This window comes from Chromobacterium aquaticum (assembly GCF_021129195.1).
GTDB classification, from domain to species: domain Bacteria; phylum Pseudomonadota; class Gammaproteobacteria; order Burkholderiales; family Chromobacteriaceae; genus Chromobacterium; species Chromobacterium aquaticum.
Genome location: NZ_JAJOHW010000187.1, coordinates 1 through 5,507, shown reverse-complemented (window position 1 = coordinate 5,507; position 5,507 = coordinate 1). Strand labels below are relative to the sequence as shown.

At 67.3% G+C, this 5,507-nt stretch carries 3 protein-coding genes and 2 pseudogenes; all 5 read left to right on the top strand.

What is annotated here, in order from left to right; all coding sequences use genetic code 11:
* Positions 1-1,682 (top strand): type III secretion system outer membrane ring subunit SctC (gene sctC / locus LQT98_RS22385; protein WP_231465318.1); only part of this gene is annotated, 1,682 nt, incomplete at its 5' end.
* Complete coding sequence (locus tag LQT98_RS22380) at positions 1,672-2,805, top strand: YopN/LcrE/InvE/MxiC type III secretion system gatekeeper (RefSeq protein WP_331282581.1); 1,134 nt, start codon at positions 1,672-1,674, stop codon at positions 2,803-2,805. The genes sctC and LQT98_RS22380, both read left to right, overlap by 11 nt.
* Positions 2,806-2,914: 109 nt before the next feature.
* A pseudogene (locus LQT98_RS22375) lies at positions 2,915-4,834 on the top strand (EscV/YscV/HrcV family type III secretion system export apparatus protein); the annotation flags it as partial.
* Positions 4,835-4,886: 52 nt separating this feature from the next.
* Complete coding sequence (locus tag LQT98_RS22370) at positions 4,887-5,216, top strand: InvB/SpaK family type III secretion system chaperone (protein ID WP_269326125.1); 330 nt, start codon at positions 4,887-4,889, stop codon at positions 5,214-5,216.
* Positions 5,213-5,507, top strand: a pseudogene (locus LQT98_RS22365) (EscN/YscN/HrcN family type III secretion system ATPase); the annotation flags it as partial. The gene LQT98_RS22370 and the pseudogene LQT98_RS22365, both read left to right, overlap by 4 nt.

The window sequence follows — 5,507 nt, the reverse complement described above, 5'->3', positions numbered from 1 at the left end:
TGCCGGCCGCCGCCGCGCCGGAGCCGGCGCGCGCCGCCGACGCCGGCTATGTCGCCAAGAAGGAAGGCCTGCGCTCTTTCTTCGACGCGATTTCCTCGCGGCTGAAAAAGCCGGTGATTGTCAGCAAGCAGGCGGCGCGCAAGCAGATCAGCGGCGATTTCGACCTGGCCAATCCGCAGGCGCTGCTGGACAAGATGACCCAGCAGCTGGGCCTGATCTGGTATCACGACGGCCAGGCCATCTATGTCTACGACGCCAGCGAAACCCGCAACGCGGTGGTGTCGCTGCGCAATGTCTCGCTCTCCGCCTTCAACGACTTCCTGCGCAAGTCCGGCCTTTACGACAAGCGTTATCCGCTGCGCGGCGACAACCGCAGCGGCACGTTCTACGTGTCCGGCCCGCCGGTGTTCGTCGATCTGGTGGTCAACGCCGCCGGCTTCATGGACAAGCAGAGCGACGGCATCGAGCTGGGCCGGCAGAAGATAGGCGTGGTGCGGCTCAACAATACCTTTGTCAGCGACCGCAGCTATGAGCTGCGCGATCAGAAAATCGTCATCCCCGGCATGGCCACGGTGATTGAGAAACTGCTGCAGGGCGAGGACAAGCCCTTGCAGTCCGCCGGCGCCAATCCGGCGCGGCCGCCGGCGCGGGGTAGCGATATCCCGGCGATGCCGGACTTTCCCGCCGGCGGCGAGCTCAAGGCGCCGGCCTACCACGCGGGCCTCAGCCTGCCGGAGGCGCTGAAGCAGGACACGGCGGCCGGCGACATCAAGGTGATCGCCTACCCGGACACCAATAGCCTGCTGGTCAAGGGCACCACCGAACAAGTGCGCTTCATCGAGAACCTGGCGCAGGCGCTGGACGTGGCCAAGCGCCACGTCGAGCTGTCGCTGTGGATCATAGACCTGGACAAGGGCGACCTGGACCAGCTGGGCATCAACTGGAGCGGTAGCGCCACCGTGGGCAACAAGCTGGGCGTGACGCTGAACCAGACCTCCTCCCTCAGCACCCTGGACGGCACCCGCTTCATCGCCTCGGTGATGGCGCTGTCGCAGAAGAACAAGGCCAATGTGGTGTCGCGCCCGGTGGTGCTGACCCAGGAAAACGTGCCGGCCATCTTCGACAACAACCGCACCTTCTACGCCAAGCTGGTGGGCGAGCGCAATTCCAGCCTGCAGCACGTGACCTACGGCACCCTGGTCAGCGTGCTGCCGCGCTTTTCCGCCGACGGCCAGATCGAGATGTCGCTGAACATCGAAGACGGCCGCGAGGCCAAGAGCCCGGATTACGACAAGGACCCGCAGGACGCGCTGCCCGAGGTGGGCCGCACCCGCATCAGCACCGTGGCGCGGGTGCCGCAGGGCAAGAGCCTGCTGATAGGCGGCTATACCCGCGACGCCAATATCGAGCAGAACAACAAGGTGCCGTTCTTGGGCAGCCTGCCGCTGGTGGGCGGCCTGTTCCGCTACCGCAGCCAGAACCAGAGCAATACCGTGCGCGTGTTCCTGATCCAGCCGCGCGAGATCGACGATCCGCTGACGCCGGACGCCAGCGATCTGGCGGCGGCGGTGGCCAAGCAGGGCGGCATAGACAGCGACCCGCTGCAGCAATGGGTGCGCGATTACCTGGACCGCGAGCAGCGCGCCGACGGCGCGGCCAAGGAAGCGGCGCGTGGACATTAGCAGCCGTCCGCCGCCGGTCTTCGGCGTGCGCTCGCCCAAGCACCAGGCCAAGCTGGACGCCCAGCGCGACGCCCAGCGCCAGGGCGAGGCCCAGCAGGCCGACGCGCAGCAGCTGGAGGACGCCAGCCCGGCGGCCGAGGTGCAGCGCTTCGCCCAGTCCACCGATGAAATGTCGGTGGCGCTGACCCAGTTCCGCAACCGCCGCGATTACGACAAGAAGCTGGGCCATCTGGCCGACAGCTTCGAACGGGTGCTGGACGAGGAAGCCCAGCCCAAGGCGCAGCAAATCGTGCACGTGGCCAAGTCCCACGGCGTCAGCGCCGAGGAGCTGCTGCGCCAGGCGCGTTCCTTGTTCCCGGACGACAGCGATCTGGTGCTGGTGCTGCGCGAGCTATTGCGCCGCCGCCAGCTGGACGAGGTGGTGCGCAAGCGCTTGCAGGCGCTGCTCAAGCAGGTGGAAGAGCAGGCCGAGCCCAAGCCCCTGAAGGCCGGCATCAATTGCGCGCTCAAGGCGCGGCTGTTCGGCAAGGCGCTGTCGCTGAGCCCCGGCCTGCTGCGCGCCAGTTATCGCCAATTCCTGGAGAGCGAGGCGGCGGAAGCGGAGATCTACGCCGACTGGGTGGGCAGCTACGGTTACCAGCGCCGGGCGGTGGTGCTGGATTTCATCGAGGGCGCGTTGCTGGCCGACATCGACTCGCTGGACGCCAGCTGTTCGCGGCTGGAGTTCGGCAATCTGCTGGGCCGGCTGGGCCAGCTCAAGCTGCTGCGCTCGGCCGACGCGCTCTTCGTAGGCCGCATGCTGGCCAACCCGCTGGTGTGCGCGTTCAACCCCAATGAGGCGGACTGGCTGCTGTTCATGCTGTCGCTGCTGCAACAGCCGCAGCAACTGGACGGCCTGTTGGCGGAAACCGTGGGCGACACCGCGCTGCTCAGCCGCCACAGCGAGCATTCCTCGCTGCTGCAGGCCTTGTTCCAGGCCTGCAAGGCGCTGCCGCCGCAGTTGTTCGTCGACGAACGCTGGCTGGACGCCTTGCAGGAGGAGTTCCGCCGCCTGGCCGCCATCGCCTACCGCCACGAGCTGGCCGAGCGCCGGCGCGAGGCCGAGGGCGGCGGCGCGGAGTAAGGAAGAGCCGCCAGGCAAGGCGAGGGGACGCGCCCCGCCTTGCCTGGCTGTTTTTCTCGGCGGGCCGCGGCCCGCTGTCAGATTATCGAATCGCTTTGGATGACTAACGGTGTTTAACTCCCTGCTCAACGGCGCGCGCTCGCGTCCGGAATTGCTGATCCTGCTGTTGATGGTGATGATCATCGCGATGCTGATCATCCCGCTGCCCACCTATCTGGTGGACTTCCTGATCGGCCTCAACATCGTGATCGCCGTGCTGGTGTTCATGGGCTCGTTCTACATCGACCGCATCCTCAGCTTCTCCACCTTTCCCTCGGTGCTGCTGATCACCACCCTGTTCCGGCTGGCGCTGTCCATCAGCACCAGCCGCCTGATCCTGATCGAGGCCGACGCCGGCGAGATCATCAACACCTTCGGCCAGTTCGTGATCGGCGACAGCCTGGCGGTGGGCTTCGTGGTGTTCTCCATCGTCACCGTGGTGCAGTTCATCGTGATCACCAAGGGTTCGGAACGGGTGGCCGAGGTGGCGGCGCGCTTCTCGCTGGACGGCATGCCCGGCAAGCAGATGAGCATTGACGCCGACCTCAAGGCCGGCATCGTCGACGCCGACGGCGCGCGCGAGCGCCGCAGCGTGCTGGAGCGCGAAAGCCAGCTTTACGGCTCCTTCGACGGCGCGATGAAGTTCATCAAGGGCGACGCCATCGCCGGCATCATCATCATCTTCGTCAACTTCATCGGCGGCATCGCCGTGGGCATGACCCAGCATGGCATGGACCTGTCCACCGCGCTGTCCACCTACACCATGCTCACCATCGGCGACGGCCTGGTGGCGCAGATTCCGGCGCTGCTGATCGCCATCAGCGCCGGCTTCATCGTCACCCGCGTCAACGGCGACAGCGACAATATGGGCCGCAACATCATGAGCCAGTTGCTGGGCAACCCGTTCGTGCTGGTGGTGACCGCGGTGCTGGCGCTGGCGGTGGGCATGCTGCCCGGCTTCCCGCTGATCGTGTTCCTGATCCTGGCCGCGGCCTTGGCCGGGCTGTTCTATTACAAGCGCCGCATGGCCGGCAAGGGCGCGCCGGGCGCGGCCCAGGCGCCGAAGGCTGAAGGCTCCGGCGCGGCCGCGGCCGGCGGCAAGGACAGCTCGCTGGGCCTGATCGGCAATCTGGACAAGGTGGCGGCGGAAACCGTGCCCTTGATCCTGCTGGTGCCCAAGGCGCGCCGCGCGGCGCTGGAGCAGGCGCAACTGGCCGAGCGCCTGCGCAGCCAGTTCTTCATCGATTACGGGGTGCGGCTGCCGGACATGCTGCTGCGCGACGGCGAAGGCCTGGCCGATAACCGGGTGGCGGTGTTGATCAACGAGATCCGCGCCGACGAGTTCGAACTGCATTTCGACCTGCTGCGAGTGGTCAATTACTCCGACGAGGCCGCCGCGCTGGGCGTGCAGCCGGTGTTCAGCGCCCAGGGCGCCAGCCAGTGCGCCTGGGTGCGCCCGGCCGACGGCGACAAGCTGGCCAAGCTGGGTTACCAGCTGCGCCCGGCGCTGGACGAGCTCTATCACTGCCTGGCCGCGCTGCTGGCGCGCCACGTCAACGAATACTTCGGCGTCCAGGAAACCAAGCACATGCTGGACCAGCTGGAAGCCAAATACCCGGATCTGCTCAAGGAAGTGCTGCGCCACGCCACGGTGCAGCGCATCGCCGAAGTGTTGCAGCGGCTGCTGGCCGAGCGCATCTCGGTGCGCAATATGAAGCTGGTGATGGAGGCGCTGGCGCTGTGGGCGCCGCGCGAGAAGGACGTGATCAATCTGGTGGAACACGTGCGCGGCGCGCTGGCGCGCTACATCTGCCACAAGTTCGCCAGCGGCGGCGAATTGCGCGCGGTGATGATGTCCGCCGAGGTGGAGGACATGGTGCGCAAGGGCATACGCCAGACCTCGGCCGGCGCCTTCCTCAATCTGGAGCCGGCGGCTTCCGACGAATTGATGGACCTGTTCGCGCTCGGCCTGGACGGCCTGGGCATCGCGCNNCCGCGCCGCGCTGGAAGAGAGCGGCTGCGATCCCGCCCTGCTGGGCGACTTGGACAGCCATTCCACCATCGCGCTGGATCTGCACGACCTGCCCAGCATCCACGTCAGCGCCCAGGACGGCGAAGTGTGGCTGTGGTCGCGGCTGGCCGAGCACAACGAGGCGGTGCTGGCCCAGCGCGCCGCCGAACTGCTGCGCGAGCTGATGCAAGGCTGCCATTTCACCCGCGGCGGCCAGCTGCAGTTGGCCGCCAATGACGGCTACCTGGAACTGAAGGCGATGGTGCATCCGGACTGTCTGGCCGACGGCAAGCGCTTCTCCGAGGCCTTGAACGGCTACTTCGACGCGCTGGAGCGCTTCAGCGAGTCGCTGCTGCGATGAGGGCGCCGCGCCTGTTGCGCCGGCTGGCTTATCCGCAACGCCTGTCCGGCCCCATCCTGGAAGCCGCGCTGCCCGAGGTAGCGATAGGCGAGCTGTGCGACATCCGCCGCAGCTGGCAGGACCGCGAAGTGGTGGCCCGCGCCCAAGTGGTGGGCTTCCAGGGCGAGCGCGCGGTGCTCAGCCTGATCGGCAACGCGCGCGGCCTGTCGCGCGAGGCGCTGTTGCAGCCCACCGGCCGCGCGCTGGCCGCCTGGATAGGCGAATCGGCGCTGGGCGCGGTGCTGGACCCGT